We start from the raw sequence: 19,182 nt of genomic DNA, 5'->3' as shown, positions 1-19,182 counted from the left end.
GGGCGGGCCGGCCACGGCCTCCCGGTGTGTCGATCCGCCCCCACGACTACTACAAGTCGTCGTAGCATTCCTCGCGACGGGCGACGCGGGTGATGCGTAGGCAATCTACGTGTAGGCTGCCTACCGTAGTGAGCCAACCGTTTGGAGAGCCGGCCATGGACACCCTGCTCCTCGCCCGCCTGCAGTTCGCCACCACCACCTCGATCCACTTCCTCTTCGTGGCGGTCACCCTGGGCCTGGTGACCCTGCTCGTCGGCCTCCAGACCGCCTGGGTGATCAGCGACAAGCCGGTCTACGAGCGGCTCACCCGCTTCTGGGGCCAGCTCTACGTGATCAACTACGTGCTCGGCATCGCCACCGGCATCGTGATGGAGTTCCAGTTCGGGCTCAACTGGAGCGGGCTGTCGCGCTACGTCGGCAACGTCTTCGGCGCACCGCTGGCCATCGAGACGCTTGTCGCCTTCTTCCTGGAGTCGACGTTCCTCGGCATGTGGATCTTCGGCTGGCACCGGCTGCGCCGGGGCGTGCACCTCGCCCTGCTCTGGGGCGTCGCGATCACCGCGTACGCCTCCGCGTTCTGGATCATGGTGGCCAACTCCTGGCTGCAGAACCCGGTCGGCTACGAGGTCCGCGACGGCGTGGCGCACCTCACCGACTTCTCCGCCCTGCTCGACAACCCCACCCTCCGGATGGCGCTCGGGCACGTCGTCACGGCGGCGCTGCTGGTGGGCGGGATGCTGATGGCGGCGGTCAGCGCGTGGCACCTGATCCGGCGCACCCCCGACTTCGCCCTGCACCGCAAGGGGCTGCGGATCGGCCTGATCACCTCGGCGGTGGCGATCTTCTTCGTGCAGGGCTTCGGCTTCGCCCAGTTCTTCGCCATCGGGGACGTGCAGCCCACCAAGTTCGGCGACGACCCCGCCGCCGAGGCGCTGATCGCCGACTGGACCGGGCGGTTCGGCCCCGGCGACTACACCCCGCCGGTCCTCGCCGACGTCGGCCTCGGCTTCATGATCCTGATCGGCTTCACCCTCGGCCTGCTCTGGCTGCTGCTCCCGCTGCTCTGGCGGGACTGGCTGATCCGGCTGCGCTTCCCGCTGTGGCTGCTCCTGCTCGGCCTGCCGCTGCCGTTCGTGGCGGTGATCCTCGGCTGGATCACCCGCGAGGTGGGCCGCCAGCCCTGGGCCGCGTACGGGCTGCTGCCCGTGCAGCAGGCGGTGTCGCCGGTCAGCCCCTGGCTGATGCTCGCCTCGCTGATCGGTTTCAGCCTGCTGCTCGGCGCCCTGGCCGTCGCCAACTGGGTGCTGCTGGCCCGGCACGCCGCCCGGGGCGCGCACGACCCGGCCCTGGGCCGCCGCCCGGACCAGCCGCCGGCCGACCCGCACCCCGAGCCCGCCTTCGCCTGAGGAGACGACCGTGGAACTCGCCTGGTACGCCCTGCTCGGGCTCTTCTTCGCCACCTACCTCGTGCTCGGCGGCTACGACTACGGCGTCGGCCTGCTGCTCGCCCGGGACACCCGACCCGCCCACCGCCGCGCCGCGCTCAACGCCGTCGGCCCGTTCTTCCTCGGCAACGAGGTCTGGCTGGTGGCCGCCGTCGGCATCCTGTTCGGCGCCTTCCCCCTGCTGGAGGGCGAGCTGCTCGCCGGCCTCTACCCGGCCTTCTTCGGCGCGGTGACCGGGGTGATCCTGGTGACCGCCGGCGTGCAACTGCGCAGCCGCCCCGACGGGCAGCGGGCCCGCGCCCGGTGGGACCGGGTCGTGCTCGTCGGCAGCGTGCTCGCCGCGCTCGGCTGGGGCGCCGTGCTGGCCGGGATGCTCCAGGGCGTACCGCTGCGTGCCGACGGGCACGTCGCCGGGGTGACCCACCTCCTCACCCCGTTCGTGGCCGCCGCCGGGCTCGCCCTCGTCGCGTTGGTCGCGCTGCACGGTGCGACATTCCTCACGCTGCGGCTGCCCGCGGCCGAGGCGGCGCCGCTCGGGCGGCTGGCCGCCCGGCTCGTCCCGGTGGCGCTCACCGCCGTCGGCGCCGCCACCGCCCTCGGCCTGCTCTCCGCCGACGTACGCGCCGGCGCGCGGCAGCCCCTGGTGGGCGTACTGCTGCTGGCGCTGCTGGTCGCGGCGCTGCTGGCGGCCCGCGCGGCGCTCGCGCGGCGGCGTCCGGGGCTGGCCTTCGCCGCCACCTGCGCGGCCCTGGCGCTGCCGGTGGCGCTGGTCGGCGCGACAAGATGGCCCTACGCGCTGATCTCCACGATCGAACCGGGCGCCTCACTGACCGTGGCCGACGCGGCGGCTAGCACCCCCACGTTACGGCTGCTCAACTGGCTCGTGCTGCCACTCCTGCCGGCCCTACTAGGCTTTCAGGCAATGTGCTGGTGGGTGTTCCGGGGACGGACCGACGGCAGGGCACCGGTGTACTGGTGAACCGCCGTCCCTTCGACCCGCGTCTGCTGCGCCGGGTCCCGGGGGCCCGGCGCGACCTCGCCGTGCTCGCACTGCTCGGCGTGCTGGCGGCGGCGCTGGTCGTCGCGCAGGCCACCACCCTGGCCGCGCTGCTGGCGACGGCGTTCGACGGGCGGCTCGACCGGCCCGCGCTGGCCGGCTTCGCCGCCGCGGTGGCCGCCCGCTCGCTGCTGGTCTGGGCGCAGGGCACGGTATCGGCACGGGCCGCGGCAACGGTCAAGGCGGCGCTGCGCGCGGACCTGCTCGGCGCGGTCGGCCGGCACGGCCCGAGCTGGGTCGCCGGCCAGCGCGCCGGGCAGCTCGCCACGCTGACCGGGCGCGGGCTCGACGCCCTGGACGCCTACTTCACCGGCTACCTGCCGCAGCTGGTGCTCAGCGTCACCGTGCCGGTCGCCGTGCTGGCCCGGATCTTCGTCGCCGACTGGGGCTCCGCGCTGATCATCGCGGCCACCCTGCCGCTCATCCCGATCTTCGGCGCGCTGCTCGGCTGGCAGGCGCAGGCCGCCACCGAGCGACAGTGGCGGCGGCTCTCCCTGCTCGGCGGGCACTTCCTCGACATGATCGCCGGGCTGCCCACACTGCGTGCGTTCGGTCGGGCCCGGAGCCAGACCGACGTGGTCCACCGGATGGCCGACGGCCACCGGGTGGCCACCATGAAGACGTTGCGCATCGCCTTCCTCTCCGCCCTGGTGCTGGAACTGGTCGCCACCCTCTCCGTGGCGCTGGTCGCCGTGCCGGTGGGCATCCGGCTGCTCGGCGGCGGGCTGACCCTGCAGACCGCGCTGCTGATCCTGCTGCTCACCCCGGAGGCCTACCTCCCGCTGCGGGCGGCCGGCGCCCGGTTCCACGCCAGCATGGAGGGGCTCACCGCACTGGACGAGGCGCTCAACCTGTCGGCGGGCGCCCCCGCCCCGCCGGCGCGCGGCGCGGCCCCGGCCACCCCCGACGGCCACGGCGAGATCCGGTTCGAGGCGGTGACCGTGGCGTACGAGCGGACCACCGCCCTGCGCGACGTCACGCTGACCATCCGGCCCGGCGAGCGCGTCGCCGTGATCGGGCCGAGCGGCGCCGGCAAGAGCACCCTGCTCGGCCTGCTGCTCGGCTTCGTCGCCCCCACCGCCGGCCGGGTCACCGTGGGCGGGGTGGACCTCGCCGACGCCGACGCCGACGGCTGGCGCCAGCAGGTCGCCTGGGTGCCGCAGCGGGCCCACCTCTTCGCCGCCACGCTGGCCGACAACATCCGGCTCGGCACCCCCGACACCCCGGACACCGCGCTCGCCACGGCGGTGCGCGACGCCGCCCTGGACGACGTCGTCGCCGGGCTGCCCGACGGGCTCGCCACGGTGCTCGGCGAACGCGGACACGGCCTGTCCAGCGGGCAACGGCAGCGGGTCGCGTTGGCCCGCGCGTTCCTGCGCGACGCCCCCGTCGTGCTGCTCGACGAGCCGACCGCCCGACTGGACACCGCCGCCGAGGCGGTCGTCCTCGACGCCACCCGCCGGCTGGTGGCCGGGCGGACGGCGCTGCTGGTGGCCCACCGGCCGGCGCTGCTCGCGGACGCGGACCGGATCCTGCGGATCGAGGACGGCCGGGTCACGGAGCTGACCCCGGCGGCCGGGGAGGTGCCCCGGTGACCGACCAGCCCACACCCCCCGCCACCCGGCCCGGGAAGGGCTTCGCCGGCTACCCCGAGCGGACCGTGCTGCGGCTGGCCCGGCCGTACCTGAACCGGCTGCTCGGCGCGGGGCTGCTCGCCGCCGCCACCGAGTTCGCCGCCCTCGCCCTGATGGCCACCGCCACCTGGCTGCTGATGAGCGCCGCCGGCCAACCCCCGCTCGACCGCCTCACCGTGGCGATCGTGGCGGTCCGGGCGCTGGCGATCAGCCGCGGCGTACTGCGCTACACCGAACGGCTCGCCGGACACGACGCCGTGCTGCGCCTCGTCACCGACGTGCGCGCCCGGGTCTTCGGCGCCCTCGCCGCGCAGCCGACCGCCCGGCAACGCTCCGGGGACGCGCTGAGCCGGCTCGTCTCCGACGTGGAGGCGGTCCAGGACCTGCTGCTGCGGGTGCTCGTGCCGGCCTCGGCCGCGGCCCTGGTCGGCGTGGTCGCGGTCGGCGCGGCAGCCCTCATGTCGCCGGCCGCCGCCGGGGTGCTCGCCATCGGGCTGCTGCTCGCCGGGGTCGCGCTGCCCGCGCTGGCCACCGTGCTGACCCGCCGTGCCGCCGCCGAGCTGGCACCGCTGCGCGGCGCCCTCGCCACGGACGCGGTCGACCTCACCCACGGCGCCGCCGACCTGGCCGCTTTCGGCGCCACCGGGCAGGCGCTGGAGGCGGCCGGTGCACGGGCCCGGCGGTTGGCCCGGTTGGAGCGGCGGCTCGCCGCCACCGGCTTCGCGGTCGACGCGGCCGGGGTCCTGGTGGCCGGGCTGACCGCCGGCGCGGTGGTGCTCGCCGCGCTCGCCGACGGCGTGGACGGCGTGCTGGTTGGAGTCCTCGCCGTCGGCACCCTCGCCGCCGTGGAGATCACGCTGGCGCTGGTCGGGGCCGCCCGGCAGTGGACCCAGCTACGCACCGGCCTGACCCGCGTCGCCGCGCTGCTCGACGCCCCCACCGGCCCGGCCTGCGCCGACGGCGCACCGGTCGGCCCCGGGCCACACGACGTGCGGTTCGAGCGGGTGACCGTCCGTTACCGGGAGGGTGCCCCGCCCGCCCTAGACGGGTTCGACCTGGCCCTGCCGCCCGGTCGCCGGGTGGCGGTGGTCGGGCCCAGCGGCGCCGGCAAGAGCACCCTGGCCGCCGTCCTCACCGGCGCGGTGCGCCCGGCATCCGGGCGGATCCTGCTCGACGGGCGGGAGCTGTCGGCGTACCGGGCCGACGAGCTGCCCCGCGCCGTCGGCGGGCTGCTCGCCGAGGCGTACGTCTTCCACGCCACCGTGCGGGAGAACCTGCTGCTCGGGCGGCCCGACGCCGGCGAGGACGAGCTGTCGGCGGCGACCGCCGCGGCCGGCCTGCTGGACTGGGTACGCGAGCAGCCGGACGGCTGGGACACCGTGGTCGGCGAGGAGGGCGGCCAGCTCTCCGGCGGCCAGCGGCAACGCCTCGCGCTGGCCCGGGCACTGCTCGCCGCGCCGGGGGTGCTGGTGCTCGACGAGCCCACCGAGGGGCTCGATCCCGCCGCCGCCGACGCGGTGCTCGCCTCCGCGCTGGCCGCCACCCCGGCCGGGCACAGCGTGCTGCTGATCAGCCACCGGCTCAGCGGGCTCGCCGAACTGGACGAGATCGTGGTCCTGGACGCCGGCCGGGTGGCCCAGCGCGGCCGGCACGCCGACCTGGTCGCCGCCCCCGGCTGGTACCGGGACCAGTGGCTGATCCAGGAGGCGGCCGAACGCGGCTACCTGGCGCTGCGCCCCTGACCGCGCCACCGCCGGGCTCCGGGTCGGGCCGGGGTTTGTCCCCGACGACACCCGCCCGCAGCCGTGACAGGGTGGGCCCATGCGGGGCGAGAACGACGCGGCGACGGTGGAGGAGCGCCTGCGCGAGCTGGACGCGCGCCTGCGCGGGCCGCGCCGGCTGAAGTCCGACCTGCTGACCGAGGCACGGCACGGGCTGCTCGACGCCGTCGACGCGTACCGGGAGGACGGGTTGTCGGCGCCGGAGGCGCAGCGCCGGGCGGTGGCCGAGTTCGGCTCGCCGACGCAGCTCGCCCCGGCCTACCAGGCGGAACTGGCGGCGGGTGCGCTGCGGGGACTGTCGCTGCGGGTCATCGCGGTCGCCGCTGTCGCGTCCGCCGCCGGCGACCTCACCTGGCGGGGGTCGAGCTGGGGCGGTTCCCGGCCGCCGGCCGCGTACCAGCTCCTGTCCGCGTCGGTGGGCTGGATCTGGGCGGCGGCGTTCGCGCTGGCCGCGGCCGGGCTGCTGGCGGCGGGCCGGTCGGCGGTGCGCGGTGGCACGGGCGACCGGGCGCTGGGGACGGCCCTGACCGGCGTCCTCGCCCTCGGGGTGCTGGCCTGCGCGGGCCTCTTCGGATGGTCGATCGGACTCTGGAGCGCCGCCCTCACCTGGCCGCCCATGATGATCGGCATGGGGGTGGCCGCCGCCGGCTGGCTCTGGCTCGGCCGGGCCGCCCGCACCTGGTTGCTGGCCACCCGCTGACCTGCGGTGTCCCGTCAGGCCGGCGCGGCCTCGGGCGGTCCCGCCAGGGCAATCGGCGGGCCTCGGGCGGTTGCCGTCAGGCCGGCGCGGTCGGCGGGGCCTCGGGGTCGAGGAACCGGCCGACGGTCCAGCGGAACTCGTGCCACCCGGACCGCTCACCGGCCAGCGCCCGCCGGCCCTCGTCGGTGAGCTGGTAGGTGCGCCGTTCCCGCCCGTTGACCGTGTTCCAGGCGCTGGCCACGTGCCCGGCCCGTTCCAGCCGCCGCAGCGCCGGGTAGACGGTGCCGGTCGGCAGGTCGAGCTGGCCGTCGCTGCGGTCGCGCAGCGCCTCGATGATCGCGTAGCCGTGCAGGGAGCCCCGCTCGAGCACCGCGAGCAGCAGCGCATCGAGGTGTCCGTGCAGCGCCTGGGCCTTCATACGTAGCAACGCTACTTGTCAGCGGACCGCCCCGCCACCGGGGTGCGGACACCGGCCTCCCGGAGCCGCCCACTAGGGTATGTGCCCAGAGTCACTCGTCGGCGGCGCACGCCGGCGGGTGGGCAACCCGAAGCACACGGAGGTCAGCGTGGCCCGCCAGTCGCCCCAACGGCCCGACGCCGACGAGCCCGAACTCGACGACGCCGCCGCCCCGGCCGAGTCCGACACCGACGACTCGGTCGAGTCCGACACCGCAACCGCCTCGGCCGAGGCCGCCCGCGCCCTCTGGGAAGAGCTGCGGATCGACCCGGTGGAGATCGCGTTGCCCGCCGGCACCGGCTACACGCTGCGCGCGTACCGGACGGCACGGGAGCTCACGCCCACCGACGTGACCGAGCGCGACCTGGACGACCCGTTCCTGGCCCGCCGCCAGGTCGCCCAGGACGACGAGGACGAGGACGACGAGGCCGTCGTCATCCTCGACGAAGACGTCGCGCAGGACTTTGCCGAGAGCGACGAGGACGAGGCCAAGGCCCGCCGCGACGCGACCGACGACGAGACGGACGACGAGCCCGACGAGGACGAGGCGGGCGACGAGGAGGTGCCGGTCTTCCTCAGTCACCGCGGGAAGCTGCTGCTCTTCAAGACGCCTGAGTCGCTGGTCAGTTTCGTCCGTTCCGGTGCGCCGAACGACCTTTCCCAACTGGACAGCTGGAATGAACTGTCCGAACGGGTGGAGCCGGCCGACATCGCGCCGCTCGACGAGGACGTCTACGAGCTCGACCTGGTGGTGGAGAACCTCCGCGGCGGGCACGACAGCTGGGACCCGACGCTGCTCATCGAGGCCGGCGAGGTGGCCCGCGACCTGGCGTACGCCCTGCGCCTGCCCGCCGTGCTGGACATGCTCTCCGCCGGTTCCAGCCTCGATGACCTGGACGAATCCCTGCGGGCCACGGTCAACGGCGGCGTCGGCGGGTTCTTCGGTCGACGCCGGCTGAGGAAAATCGGGGCGCAGACCGCGAGTTTGGGTTGGCGCACCATTGTCGGCAAGATCTCTGCGGTCGTGGACTGGCGCGACTGACCCTTTGCGGGGAGCATCAGTCTCTGGCAGTGAAAGCCCAGTGTCCCGGGAGGAGGACGACGCCGTGGCGCTCGTGCGCGTTTACTGCGGTCTGGCCTCGGTGGATTCGGCCGACCGGCCGGCCTCGGCCGGTTCGACGCTGACGTCCGCTGTGGTCGACGACGCAGGCCGTCTGCTGCATGTCTGCGAGATCGGCGACGACCCCGCCGGGTACGCCCAGCTCGTCGCGCTGCTCGTGGAGCGCTCCGGCGGGCCGAGTGGTGCGGCCATCGCCGCCGACAGCGACGACCACACGGTCACCTCACTGCTCAGCGCCGCCGGTCGGCCACTGGCGATCGCCGACGACGACTCCGTCGACGACTTCGCGGAGCGGTTCGCCGACGACGACTCCCTGGAGGAGATGCAGTCTCCCCCGGCCGAGCGACGCGCCGTCGGCCTGGCCCGCGCCCTGCAGGCCGGCGCGCTCTCCGCCGTCACCCTGCCCACCCCCCGGGACCTCGCCGGCTACAAGCAGGTCCTCGCCGCGCACGCCGCCCTCGCCAGCGGTCGGCACTCTGCCGCCGTCACGCTGCGCGAGGTGCTGCGTGAGCTCTATCCGGCGGCGTTGCGCGCGTACCCGGACCCGGCCGAGCCGGTCTCGCTCGCCGTGCTGGACGCGCTGCCCGAGCCCGGCATGCTGAGCGGCCACCTGGGTCACGGCGGCGAGGTCGAGGCGTCCGCCGAGGCGGTCGCGGCGCGGCTCGCCGCCGACGGGGTCGCCGACGGCGACGAGCTCACCGACGCGGTGACCGCCCTGCGGGTGGCCATCAGCGAGACGCCCCGACGGGCCACCGTCAACCGTGCCCTCACCGCCGCCGTGGCCGAGACCGTGCGGCAGGCTGTCGCCTCGGTGCGGGCCTGCGACACCGGCTGCCAGGCCCTGGTCGCCGCGCTCCACGACCGCGTCGGCACGCCCGCCACCGCAGCCCCGGGGCGCCGCGCCGCCAACCGACACGGTGAGGCGCCCGGCGACCTGCCCGGCCGCACCCCCGCCGCCCCCGCCGCCCCCGCCGGCGGTCTGCTTGGCAGCGCCGACGACCTGCCCGGTCGCGCGCCCACCGGCGTACGCGCCCTGCGGCCCGCCGAGCCCGAGCCCGCCCCATCCGTCGGCCGTCGGAGCCGGCCCGAGCCCGCCTCGGGTGCGATGCCGCCCCCGACCCCCCGGCCGCTCGGCCCGCCGCCGGTCGCGCCGGCCCCCGTGACCCCGCCCCCCGTCGCGCCGGCACCGGTGACGCCGGCCGCGGTCGCCCGCCCCCCGATCTCCGCACCCGGGTCACTGCCGAACCGGGGCGACGACCCGGCCGGCCGCCCGGCGTCCGCGCCGCCGCCCACGGGCATCAACCCTGTCCCCCCGGCGCAGCGGGGCGCCGTGCCGCCGGCCGAGGCGGGCGAGCCGTTCCGCCCCACCCTGACCACGGCGGCGATCCAGAGCGCCCGCGCCGAGCGCCAGCGCACCGTGATCCCGCCCCGTCCACAGACCAAGGGCGAGTCGGCCACGCCCACGGGCGGCTTCAGCGTCACCGACCTCAGCGTTCCCGTGCCCATGCCGCGCCCCGGCCAGGAGCCGGCCGCCCGGGCGGAGCCCGCGCCGCCCGGTTCCCGGGCCAACTGGCCGCTGGTCAACAACCCGGAGGACCCGGCCGAGAGTTCCGCGAACAACCCGGTCGTCGGCGCCTACGGCGGTCGGGGCGTCGACGCCCCGACCGACCCGGGGGCTGAGCGCCGGGTCACCCCGCCCTGGCTGGCCGACGACCTGCCCCAGGAGCCCCCGGCGCTGCGTCTGGTCGAGCCGCCGCCACTGGCCGACCGGGCGTTGCGCGACGGGACGGGCCCGGGTGCCGGGGCGCACCCCGAGACGACGCCCCCGCTGCGGCTGGTCGATCGCGAGGAGGCCGCGCGCGCGGCCCGGCCCGGCCCGACCAGCGAGCTGCCGAGCCGACGCGACGAACTGCCGGGCCGACGCGACGAACGACCGGCCCTGCGCGACGAACTGCCCAGCCGACCCGCCCTGCGCGACGAACTGCCCAGCCGACGCGACGAGCGACCCGCCCTGCGCGACGAACTGCCCAGCCGACGCGACGAACGACCGGCTCTGCGCGACGAGGTTCCGGTGGCCGATTACCGGCCCGCCCCGCCGATGGAGCGCCGGCCCCCGCCCGTGTCCGACGAGGGCGACGGCGACCTGCTGATCTTCGCCCAGGCCAAGTCCGCCTGGTTCGTGGGCGACGACAGCGAATCCGACCTGGACTGGTCCAGCACGGCGGACACCGGCTGGCAGGCCGCCGAGCAGGCGGCCCGCCCGGCGGTCGGCGCCGAGACCACGGCCGGGCTGCCCAAGCGGGTCCCCCAGGCCAACCTCGTCCCCGGCTCCCCCCTGCGCGAGGAGCGTCCTCTGCGGATCGTCCGCGACGCGGCCAGCCTCGCCGAGAACACCACCGGCTACTTCCGGGGCTGGCGCCGGGGGCAGGAGATCGGTGGGTTCGCGGTCGGTGGCCGGCCCGGCCGGGAGGCCGCCGGCGGCTGGGACTTCACCCGCGACACCGGGGACCGCGACGACGACGACCGCGAATACGAGTACCGCTCCGCCGGCTACCGCTCCTGACCGCCCGGAAACCGCCTCCCACCTGCGTGTTCCTGCCCACACCCGGATAATTTGACGCCGGGTCGCGGCGGCCGGAAACATACCGGCGGAACAGCCGGCGGCAGGGGCCGCCGGGTGGGAAGGCGACTCATGGCGACATCGGCAACCGGCCCCTCCGCGTACACCCGCCGTGGCCTGCTGGCCGCGGCGGCGGGCACGCTCCTGCTCAGCGCCTGCGGGCGCGGCGAGGAGGGCGAGGAGGCTCCCGCCGGGACGGTCACGCCGGCCGGTCAGGACCTGCTGATCGGGGTCAGCCTCGAACTGACCGGCCCCGGGGCCGCGCTCGGCGTGCTCCAGCAGCGGGCACTGGAGATCAGCCTCGAATCGCTCGGCACCACGGGCGTGCCGGTCGGCAACCTCCGCCGCTCCGTGCGGCTGGCCGTCCGGGACAACGCCGGCGATCCCGCGCTGGCCGCCCGGCAGGCCACCGAACTCGCCCGCGACGCCGGCGTGCACGCCCTGGTCGGCGGCACCCTCACCGAGACCTCGATGGCGCTGGTCGGGGTCGCGCAGAAGGAACGGGTGCCGTTCCTCTCCCTCGCCTACGGCGACGGGATCGTGCTGCCGCTGGCAGAGCGGACATACGTCTTCAAGATGACTCCCGACGCCGGCGACGTGGCCCGGCGGCTCGCCCGGCTCATCGCCTCGCAGCGGCTGTCCCGGGTGGCGCTGCTGGCCGAGGGCGGGCTGCACGGCGACTCCGGCGTACGGGCGATGACAGGCGCCCTGCGTACGGCCGGAGTGCGGCTGGCCTCCACGAACCGGCTGCCGGACACCGGCCAGGAACCCCGGCGGGCGGCCCGGTCGGCGACGGACGCCCGCCCGGACGCGGTGGTGGTGTGGGCGACCGCCCCGGACTCGGCCGCCGCCGTCGGGGCGCTACGGCGGTCCGGCTACGACGGGCCGGTGTTCCTCGACGCGGGCGCGGTCGCCGAACAGACCCTGGAGGGGTCGAACGCGGGCCTCCTGGAGGGCGCGTACGCCGTGCACCCGACCTCGCTGGGTGGGGCGATGCTCGCCAACACCACCATGTCGGGGCTGGAGCGCAAGGAGTTCGTCTACCGCTACGTCCAGCTGCACGGCGGGTTCAGCGGCTTCGCCCCGTACGCGTCCGACGCGGTGCGGCTGGTCGCCGACGGGGCGCGGCTGGGCAACAGCCTCGACCGTGGGCGGATCCGCGCGTTCCTGCAGAACCACGTCACCGAGGGAATGGCGGGAATGTACTCCTTCACCCCGATGCGACACGGCGGCATGGACCAGGGCTCGCTCGGCAACTACACGGTCAGCGCGGGCGCCTGGACGCGGATCTCCTGACCGTGCCCCCGGCCGGGGGCGCCACCACCGCGACGGCGCGACAGGCGCGGGCGAACGCGGACAGCGACGAGCGCCCGGTGGCGGCCAAGGCCGCCACCGGGCGCGATCGCGTCGATCAGGCCGGCGCCACGGCGCGCGAGCGCCGCATGGTCAGCACGTACTCGACCAGCGAGATCAGCACGTGCTTCGTCGACTCACGGTTGCGGGCGTCGCAGGCCACCACCGGCACGTCACCGGAGATCGCGAGCGCGTCGCGAACGTCCTGCGGGTCGTGGTACTGCATCCCGTCGAAGCAGTTGATGGCCACCAGGTACGGCAGCCGCCGGTGCTCGAAGAAGTCGATCGCCGCGAAGCAGTCGGCGAGCCGGCGGGTGTCCACCAGCACGACCGCGCCGATCGCACCACGGACCAACTCGTCCCACATGAACCAGAACCGGGTCTGACCCGGCGTACCGAACAGGTACAGGATCAGGTCACGGTCGATCGAGATGCGGCCGAAGTCCATCGCCACCGTGGTCGTCGTCTTGCCCGGCACCTGCCGGGTGTCGTCGACGCCCACGCCGGCGGACGTCATGATGGCCTCGGTCGTCAGCGGCGTGATCTCCGAGACCGAACCGACCAGCGTCGTCTTGCCGACGCCGAATCCACCGGCGATAACGATCTTCGCCGACGTCACGCGCCCACTCGGGGTCGGCGGCCGGTGCGACATGTCAGAGCCTGCGAAGTCCACTCAGCACCCTCTCCAGCAGTTCAGTGCCCACCGCGTCGTCCGAATCGTCCAAAATGGTCGGCTCGTGAACCGCGACCAGGCCGTCCGTCGCCATGTCGGCGATGAGCACCCGGGCCACGCCGAGCGGAAGCTGCATCCGCGCCGCGATCTCGGCGAGCGACTGCACACGTCCATCACACAGCGCGGCGATGTACTGGTGTTCGCGGCCCTGGCCGCCGTTGCCATTGGCAGCGGCGCGACCGCGCACCGTTGTCTCGACGAGCGCCTCCAGGGCGATGTCGAGGCGGGGACGGGTACGACCACGGGTCACGGCGTACGGACGGACCAACGCTCCGGTTGGTTCGTCACGATCGGACATGTCGCCGCTCACCTCCCTCGTACCCGGCACCGGCTCCGGCTGGAGCCCGTCGTTGTCGTTGTCGCCCCGCAGCACTCACGGGTCAACTGGTCGTCAGCCCAGCATGCCCGCAGCCGCACGCGGCTGCGGGGTCAACGCGTCGCCCACCCGGTCGACCAGCAGGGCCATCTCGTAGCCGACCTGTCCCACGTCGCTGCTGCGGGCAGCGAGCACCGCGAACGACGAACCGTCCGAGATGGACATGAGGAACAGGAAGCCATTGTCCATCTCCACCACTGTCTGCAGCACCGCGCCTCCCTCGAAGCAGCGGGCCGCACCCTGGGTGAGGCTGACCAGACCGGACGCGATCGCGGCCAGTTGATCGGCCCGGTCCCGCGGGAGGTCCCGTGACGACGCGAGGAGCAGTCCGTCCGCGGAGACGGCGACCGCGTGTGCGACACCGGGTACCCGGTCGGCGAAGTTGGCCAGCAGCCAACCGAGATCCTGCGTAGTTGTCATCGTTCTTGCTCCTTCTGCCCGCTCCCGGCCACCGGGCCTGAGCCAGACTGCGAGGATTGCTGCCCTCCCGGAGTCGCCTCCGGGTTGGTCGGGTTGCTGTCCGACGGGTTCGTACGCCCCCGTTGCACGCCCCGATGGTAGGCCGAAAGTAGGCCCCGGACAGCCTCCGGCGTCCGCTTCTGCACCGAGGTGGTGGGCTTCTCCACCGCACCGGGCACCAGCTGCGCCATCGGCGTGCGTTTGGGCAGCCCCGTCGAGGTGGTCGCCGCGACGGGCACCTCGGTCGCCGCCGAGGCGGCGCGCCATCCGTCGTCGGCCGCGGTCTGCCAGCCGTTGGTCTGCTGCTGTGACGGCCGCCGGTGACCGAAGCTGTCGGCGAAGGCGGGGCGGTTACCCCCGTTGACCGTCGGTCCGTTCCCGCGCGCGGTGTGCCGCCGGCCGCCGGTGTGTCTGCCATCGGTGCGCTACCTGTCGTCCCGGGTGGTGTCTGCTGCACGGCCCGACCGCCGGCGTCGGCCCGGGCGAACTGCTGGGTCGGCGCGTCGGTGGGCGTGTTCGCGGCGTCCGCCGCTTCCTCCGGCGCCGGACGGCGGGTACGGAACCAGGCCGACTCGAGCTCCCGGAAGATCGGTAGTTCCATCGTCTCGTCCGCGTACCGCTGCCGACCCTGCGCCGGCGGCGCGGCCGGCTGCGGTGCCGGTGCCGGGCTCTGGGCGGCCGGGGCCGGCGCGCCGGAGCGCGGCACCCGCGGCAGTTCGGTGGTCATGTCCAGCGCGGCGGCCAGCCGCTCGGGCACCGGCGGGGTGGCGGCGTCGCGGTCCGTACCGGCGACGGGCGGCCAGGCCGGCGGGGCCGGCGTGCTCGGGGCCGGCGTGCCGGGTGCCTGGCGCTGGGGCAGCGGGCCGGTCGGCGGCGCCGAGACCGGCGCACCGGAGTACGGGTGACCGGAGACGGGGGCACCGGGATACGGCGCGGCCGAGACCGGCGCACCGGGATACGGGTGACCCGAGACGGGGGACGCGGAAACCGGCAGGCCGGAGACCGGGGCCGCCGAGACCGGCAGACCGGAGACCGGCGGGGCGGAGTACGGCCGGGCTTCGGGGCTGCTCGGCAACTGCCGCGGGATCGCCGGCTGCCGACCCGTGGCGTCCTGGTCGTCGGCGGAGCGCCGCTGCGGCAGGGAGTCGGTCGGCTGGCCGGCCGACGGGCGCGGCCGGAAGGCCTCGCCGCCGTTGAACCCGCTGGCGCCGGTCAGGTCGGACCAGGCCGGCATGGACCGCGCCGCGCCCGCCGGGGCCGGCGTGCCGGCCCCGTTGCGCGGCGCCGGGTCGAACGGCCGGCCACCAAGGGTGACCTGGTTGCCGGACTCGCCGGAGCGCTGCGGGGGCTTCGGGCTGGCCGGGCGGTTGCCGAGGGCCGGCAGCGCGCCGAAGGCCGGCGGGCCGGACTGCTGAGGGCCGGGCGACTGCGGGCCGGGCGACGGCAGCGCGAACTGCTGCGAGCGCCCGGAGAGCCCCCGGGGTGCGAGCACCGAGGTCGGCATGACCACCTCGGCGACGGTCCCCCGGTCGGTGCCGGGACGCAGCTCGACCCGGACGCCGTGCCGGGACGCCAGCCGGGCGACCACGACCAGACCCATCATCCGCGAGACGGCCACGTCGACCTGCGGCGGCGTGGCGAGCCGCTGGTTGAGTTCGTGAAGCTGCTCGGCGCTGATCCCGATGCCCCGGTCCTCCACGTAGAGCGAGGCCCGATCACCGACGCGCCGGGCCTCCACCATGACGTGCGAGTCCGGCGGGGAGAACGCGGTGGCGTTGTCGAACAGCTCGGCGATCAGGTGGACCATGTCGTTGACGGCGTGCGCCGCCACCTCGATGTCCCGGTCGATCACGCCGAACTCGATGCGGGTGTAGTGCTCGACCTCGGACTGGGCCGCCCGGAGCACGTCGATCAGGGCGGCCGGCTCCCGCTGCACACGTGTCGAGTCGGCACCGGCGAGCACGAGGAGGTTCTCGTCGTTGCGGCGCATCCGGGTCGCCAGGTGGTCGAGCTGGAACAGCTCGGCCAGCCGGTCCGGATCCTCCTCGCCGCGCTCCAGCCGGTCGAGGTGACCGATCAGGCGGTCGACCAGGATCTGCGAGCGGCGGGCCAGGTTGACGAACATCGTCGCGACGGACGCGCGCAGCGCGGCCTGCTCGGCGGCCGTGCGGACGGCCTCCAGGTGGACCAGGTTGAACGCCTCGGTCACCTGGCCGAACTCGTCCTTGCTGCGCACCGGCAGCAGCTCGGCGATCTGGTTGGCGAGCTGTCCCGGGGAGTGCTGCCCGGTGAGCTTGGGATCGCGCAACCGGGCCACGGCCTCGGGCAGGCCGCGGTTGGCGATGTGGAGCGCGCCCATGCGGAGGTCACGCAGGGACCGGGCCATCGAGCGGGCGACCAGGTAGGCGAAGAGGATCGCCAGGAGCAGCATGCCGAGCAGCAGGCCGGTCTCCAGGAAGACCTGGCGCTGCACGTCCGAGCGCAGCTTCTCGGCGAGCGTGACGATGTCCCGGTCGATCTTCGTCTCGACCGTGCGGATCAGCTCGGCGTTGGCCACCATGGCCGCGTCCCACTCGTCGGCGTCGAACGGGGCGCCGGTGAGGGTGTCGGCGGTGGTGATGCCGTTGATCCAGCTGTTGTAGATGTTCGCTTCCCGCAGGTCGGGGCCGGCGACCACCTGGGAGTAGTACTCCCGCTCGGGCTGGCTGGCCACCACCTGGAAGCTCTGCAGCCACTGGCTGGAGCCGGTGCTGGTGGCGATGTACTCGTTACGCAGGCTCGGGGTGAGCCGCTGCTGGATGAACGCCCGGTGCACCACGTCCCGCCGCCGCGACAGGAACTCCTTGTTGCGGGCGGTGGCTGTCGACGCGCGCATCTTGTCGCTGAGCTCGTTGTCGCCGGCGAGCTGGGTGCTGGAGTCGCGCAGGCCGATCAGGCCGTCGATCAGGCCGTCGTACGCCTGCATGACCGGGACGAGCCCGAGCTTGCCGTTGATGACCTGGCTGCGGGTGCCGGGAAGCTCGGTCAGCGTCTTGTCGATCTCGCCCAGCAGGGTCTCGAAGTTGGCCGGGAGGTCCTCGACCTCGCTGCGTTGCCGCGAGTATGGGCCCTTGGCCTCGTCGACGCTCGCGTAGGCCTTCTCGTACGCCTGCTTGTAGCGGGCGTTGTCCTGGTTGCGCGGCACGCCCAGCAGGCGCAGCGCGTTGGTCCGCTCGTCCTGGAGGCTGTCGACCAGGTCACCCGAGTAGCCGGCGAGGTTGGCGAGGTCGCCGGCCCGGTTGGCGTTGTCGAGAGTGTCCAGGTGGTCGACCAGGCCGCTGGTCCCCACGACGACCGTGGCGATGGTCGGCACCACCATGATGAGACCGAGCTTGGACCAGATCGGCATGTCGCGGAGCCGACCGGCAGGCCGACGCAGACGCGACAGGAAGGAGCCCTCCGCCTTCGGCCGTTTGCTCACGTCACCGCCCTCGCGTTTTCCGGACTGCGCTGCCCCTTGGACAACGCCCAGCGGCCGACCCTACGGGCCGGACCATTCGAGATTCCACCACGCCACCCCCTGAAAGAGAAAGCCCAGGTTGGCCCCAGCGGGCGGTGTGATGAGATGTTGATGCAATTTGATAGCAATCCGTCTGGCCGGAGTCACTGAAGGTAATGAAGCATCCTCACCGCGTTGTCCTGCTCGCCGGCCCTTCCGGCTCCGGGAAGTCGTACATAGCCCATCGAACCGGCCTTCCGGTGCTCTGCTTGGACGATTTCTACAAGGAGGGCGATGACCCTACGTTGCCGCAGCAAAACGGCATGGTCGACTGGGACTCGCCCGGCTCCTGGGACGCCGCCGCAGCGGTGGCGACGATTGTCCGGTTGGCCAGGGAGGGTCGGGCCGATGTGCCGGTTTATGCCATCGGCGAGGATCGTCGAGTGGCCACCCGAACATTCGAGGTCGCCGATTCGCCACTTTTCGTGGCCGAAGGGATCTTCGCGGCCGAGATCGTCGAGGAGTGCCGCCGCCTCGGGGTCCTCGCCGGGGCGTACGCGCTGCGGCGGCCCCGGGGCGCGACCTTCGTCCGTCGGCTGGGCCGCGACCTCGCCGAACAGCGCAAGGCGCCCCGGGTGCTGGTGCGCCGCGGCCTGGCGCTGCTGCGCGCCGAGCCGGCGGTGCTGCGCCGGCAGACCGGCCTGGGCGCCGAGGCGGCCCGGGCGGGTGAGGTGCTGCGCGCGGTGGCCGGCCTGATCGCCGGCCACCCGCACCGCTCCTGACCACGGCGAGCCGCCGGGCGAGGGGTCAGCCCAGCAGCTTGCCGTACGCGGGCTTGATGACCTCGTCGATGATCTTCAGCCGCTCGTCGAACGGGATGAAGGCGCTCTTCATGGCGTTGACGGTGAACCACTGGAGTTCCTTCCAGCCGTAGCCGAAGGCGTCCACCAGCAGGGCCATCTCCCGTGACATCGACGTGCCGCTCATCAGCCGGTTGTCGGTGTTGACCGTCACCCGGAAGCGCAGGTCCCGCAGCAGCCCGATCGGGTGGTCGGCGATCGAGGCGACCGCCCCGGTCTGCACGTTCGAGGACGGGCACAGCTCCAGCGGGATCCGCTTGTCCCGCACGTACGCGGCCAGCCGGCCGAGCACCGGCTCCGGACCGGTCGCGATGTCGTCCACGATCCGCACCCCGTGGCCGAGCCGGTCCGCCCCGCACCACTGGATCGCCTGCCAGATCGACGGCAGGCCGAACGCCTCGCCGGCGTGGATGGTGAAGTGGAAGTTCTCCCGCTGGAGGTATTCGAAGGCGTCCAGGTGCCGGGTGGGCGGGAAGCCCGCCTCGGCGCCGGCGATGTCGAAGCCGACCACCCCGGCGTCCCGGTGCCGGACGGCCAGCTCGGCGATCTCCTGCGAGCGGGCGGCGTGCCGCATCGCGGTGAGCAGGGTGCCGACCCGGATCGGCCGGCCGGCCCCGGCGGCCGACGCGCTGCCCTCGGCGAAGCCGGCCAGCACCGCCTCGACCACCTCGTCCAGGGTGAGGTCCCGCTCCAGGTGCTGCTCGGGAGCGAACCGCACCTCCGCGTAGACCACCCCGTCGGCGGCCAGGTCCTCGGCGCACTCCCGGGCCACCCGCCGCAGCGCCGGCGCGGTCTGCATGACGGCGACGGTGTGCGCGAACGTCTCCAGGTAGCGTTCCAGGGAGCCGGAGTCGGCCGCCTCGACGAACCACCGGCCCAGCGCGTCCGGGTCGGTGGTGGGCAGCTCGTGACCCACCTCGGTCGCCAGCTCGACGATCGTCGCCGGGCGCAGGCCGCCATCCAGGTGATCATGCAGCAGCGCCTTCGGCACCTTGACGATGTCCTCGTAACGAATTGTCGCGACCATGCTCAGACCCTAATCGAGTGATTCCTGGGCGGTTGCGTCGTCCCCGGAACAGCGCTCGGGTGCGGCCCCACACCCCTGGGCG

14 protein-coding genes and 1 pseudogene are annotated in these 19,182 nt (G+C 74.4%); 9 read left to right on the top strand and 6 right to left on the bottom strand.

The features are described 5' to 3' along the window. Positions 1–155 precede the first annotated feature (155 nt). From ACQ452_RS04055 to ACQ452_RS04035, 5 genes are all read left to right on the top strand, one after another. Complete coding sequence (locus tag ACQ452_RS04055; protein WP_433389850.1) at positions 156–1,406, top strand: cytochrome ubiquinol oxidase subunit I; 1,251 nt, start codon at positions 156–158, stop codon at positions 1,404–1,406. A 10-nt stretch (positions 1,407–1,416) separates the two neighbouring features. Beyond that, positions 1,417–2,424, top strand: coding sequence for a cytochrome d ubiquinol oxidase subunit II (locus ACQ452_RS04050; RefSeq protein ID WP_433389848.1), 1,008 nt, complete (start codon positions 1,417–1,419; stop codon positions 2,422–2,424). Then, positions 2,421–4,097 (top strand): thiol reductant ABC exporter subunit CydD, encoded by a 1,677-nt coding sequence (gene cydD / locus ACQ452_RS04045; RefSeq protein WP_433389846.1) that lies wholly within the window; start codon positions 2,421–2,423, stop codon positions 4,095–4,097. The genes ACQ452_RS04050 and cydD overlap by 4 nt, the downstream gene beginning before the upstream one ends. Further along, positions 4,094–5,878 carry a thiol reductant ABC exporter subunit CydC gene (gene cydC / locus ACQ452_RS04040; protein ID WP_433389844.1) on the top strand — a complete coding sequence of 595 codons (1,785 nt, stop codon included), beginning with the start codon at positions 4,094–4,096 and terminating at the stop codon, positions 5,876–5,878. Before cydD ends, cydC begins: the two co-directional genes overlap by 4 nt. A 79-nt stretch (positions 5,879–5,957) precedes the next feature. Beyond that, positions 5,958–6,617 carry a permease prefix domain 1-containing protein gene (locus ACQ452_RS04035; RefSeq protein WP_433389842.1) on the top strand — a complete coding sequence of 220 codons (660 nt, stop codon included), beginning with the start codon at positions 5,958–5,960 and terminating at the stop codon, positions 6,615–6,617. Positions 6,618–6,693: 76 nt separating this feature from the next. On the opposite strand, the gene ACQ452_RS04030 is transcribed toward ACQ452_RS04035, so the two are convergent. After that, positions 6,694–7,035 (bottom strand): PadR family transcriptional regulator, encoded by a 342-nt coding sequence (locus ACQ452_RS04030; protein ID WP_433389839.1) that lies wholly within the window; start codon positions 7,033–7,035, stop codon positions 6,694–6,696. 118 nt (positions 7,036–7,153) lie between these two features. On the opposite strand from ACQ452_RS04030, the gene ACQ452_RS04025 reads away from it, so the two are divergent. The 3 genes from ACQ452_RS04025 (at position 7,154) to ACQ452_RS04015 (ending at position 12,110) form a co-directional block, all read left to right on the top strand. After that, complete coding sequence (locus ACQ452_RS04025) at positions 7,154–8,116, top strand: DNA primase (RefSeq protein WP_433389836.1); 963 nt, start codon at positions 7,154–7,156, stop codon at positions 8,114–8,116. 40 nt (positions 8,117–8,156) lie between these two features. Continuing rightward, a complete protein-coding gene (locus tag ACQ452_RS04020) occupies positions 8,157–10,757 on the top strand; it encodes a transposase (RefSeq protein WP_433389833.1) in 2,601 nt (866 codons plus the stop codon). 129 nt (positions 10,758–10,886) lie between these two features. After that, entirely contained in the window at positions 10,887–12,110 is a 1,224-nt protein-coding gene (locus ACQ452_RS04015) for an ABC transporter substrate-binding protein (RefSeq protein WP_433389831.1), read from the top strand. Between the two features lie 115 nt (positions 12,111–12,225). Here the strand turns inward: ACQ452_RS04015 and ACQ452_RS04010 are convergent, their stop codons facing one another. The 4 genes and pseudogenes from ACQ452_RS04010 to ACQ452_RS03995 all read right to left on the bottom strand — a co-directional run bounded on the left by ACQ452_RS04010 (position 12,226) and on the right by ACQ452_RS03995 (position 17,195). Further along, complete coding sequence (locus tag ACQ452_RS04010) at positions 12,226–12,819, bottom strand: GTP-binding protein (RefSeq protein WP_089002065.1); 594 nt, start codon at positions 12,817–12,819, stop codon at positions 12,226–12,228. Position 12,820: 1 nt separating this feature from the next. Continuing rightward, positions 12,821–13,198 carry a DUF742 domain-containing protein gene (locus ACQ452_RS04005; RefSeq protein WP_433389828.1) on the bottom strand — a complete coding sequence of 126 codons (378 nt, stop codon included), beginning with the start codon at positions 13,196–13,198 and terminating at the stop codon, positions 12,821–12,823. 93 nt (positions 13,199–13,291) lie between these two features. After that, entirely contained in the window at positions 13,292–13,696 is a 405-nt protein-coding gene (locus tag ACQ452_RS04000) for a roadblock/LC7 domain-containing protein (RefSeq protein WP_007455462.1), read from the bottom strand. Further along, positions 13,693–17,195, bottom strand: a pseudogene (locus tag ACQ452_RS03995) (nitrate- and nitrite sensing domain-containing protein). Before ACQ452_RS03995 ends, ACQ452_RS04000 begins: the two are co-directional and overlap by 4 nt. A gap of 461 nt (positions 17,196–17,656) precedes the next feature. Between ACQ452_RS03995 and ACQ452_RS03990 the strand changes: the two are divergent. Beyond that, positions 17,657–17,995, top strand: a complete 339-nt coding sequence (locus ACQ452_RS03990; RefSeq protein ID WP_433389825.1) for a hypothetical protein — start codon at positions 17,657–17,659, stop codon at positions 17,993–17,995. A gap of 25 nt (positions 17,996–18,020) precedes the next feature. Here ACQ452_RS03990 and ACQ452_RS03985 read toward each other — a convergent pair whose 3' ends face one another. Continuing rightward, positions 18,021–19,100, bottom strand: coding sequence for an adenosine deaminase (locus ACQ452_RS03985; RefSeq protein ID WP_433389822.1), 1,080 nt, complete (start codon positions 19,098–19,100; stop codon positions 18,021–18,023). Positions 19,101–19,182: the final 82 nt, after the last annotated feature.

It is taken from the genome of Micromonospora sp. KLBMP9576, assembly GCF_050941805.1.
Classification (GTDB): Bacteria; Actinomycetota; Actinomycetes; order Mycobacteriales; family Micromonosporaceae; genus Micromonospora.
Note: the sequence above shows the minus strand (reverse complement) of the source record. Positions and strands in the feature narration are given on the sequence as shown.